Genomic DNA, 1149 nt, shown 5'->3' with positions numbered 1-1149 from the left:
CTTTGCGGCATCCTTCTTGGTGTCATCCTTCTTGGTGTTGTCGGTCTTAGCGTTATCCTTCTTGGTATCGTCCTTCTTAGTGTCATCCTTCTTGGTATCGTCCTTCTTGGTGTCATCAGTCTTGGTGTCGTCACCCTTGGATTCGCCAGTTGCAACTACAACATTGCCGCTTGCATCATACAGAGTAATTGCATCAATGGTAGCTGTACCCTCCTTATCGGTTTCATTGCCCTGCTCATCATAGAAGGGGTTAACCCACCACAGCTGGACCTCCATGTAAGGCTCTGCACCCAGCGCACCATTCAAACTGTCAACAATCCACTGATCCTTTGTGGTCTCCTTAGGTGTTTCCTTGTCAACAGACGTCCACACACCGTCTACATTGTAGCCGATGCAACCATTGCAGAAGCCGGAATCCACGGAAATGTCAACAACAACCTTGTCTACCTTGGTTGCATCGATGTTGGTGAAATCCACAACATACTTTACAGCGCTCTCAGCGTTGCCGGTCTTGGTTGCCAGCGGATCAGCTGCAAATGCGCTGATTGCCATTGCGGAAGCTGCCAGTGCGCAAACGGAAACGCTTGCCAGAATTTTTGAAATCTTCATAACTATCTCCTCCATTATCCGTGCATATATGATTCTGCACTTTAATGTCCTTATTATAACACCCTGTATTATCGGCTGTCTACGTTCATTTTCAATAAAAAAACGTTTTTTTCTTTGTTCAAAAACTACAATTCCTTTAATTTAAGCGATAATTTTACTTATATAAAGGAATCTCAGTTTTCCGGGGGCTGCGGGGGCTTTGCATCCCACATGGCAAACAGTACATCTTCCATTAGCTTCATGGTTTTATCTCCCTTGACAGCCTTCACGCCGATATAGGGCTTTGCCAGACTGTTGAATTCGATCCGCCCCTTGTATGCCGCAGACAGTGCCGTGATCTGCTCCGGCTCCGGATGCTCCACATAAAACAGCAGCATGCCCCGCTTCTGCTTGATCTCCGTAATGCCCAGTTGCGCCGCCGTATTCCGCAGCAGCGCCGTATCCACCAATCCCACAACAGAATCCGGAGGATCTCCGTACCGGTCGATCAGCTCGTCCAGCATATCCTCCTTCTCCAGTTTGGTGGACACGGCGGCGATC

Annotated in this window: 2 protein-coding genes; both read right to left on the bottom strand. The window is 48.3% G+C overall.

Annotation, left to right across the window (positions count from 1 at the left end):
- A partial coding sequence (locus QVO51_RS03085) for a hypothetical protein (protein ID WP_288167799.1) occupies positions 1 to 609 on the bottom strand: 609 nt, incomplete at its 3' end.
- Between the two features lie 173 nt (positions 610 to 782).
- The coding region (locus QVO51_RS03080) for a TRCF domain-containing protein (RefSeq protein ID WP_369677883.1) at positions 783 to 1149 on the bottom strand (367 nt) is incomplete at its 5' end.

Source organism: Ruminococcus sp. CAG:379 (assembly GCF_000434255.1).
In the GTDB taxonomy this organism is placed as follows: Bacteria; Bacillota; Clostridia; order Oscillospirales; family Ruminococcaceae; genus Ruminococcus_F; species Ruminococcus_F champanellensis.
This window is presented reverse-complemented; position numbering and strand designations above follow the sequence as displayed.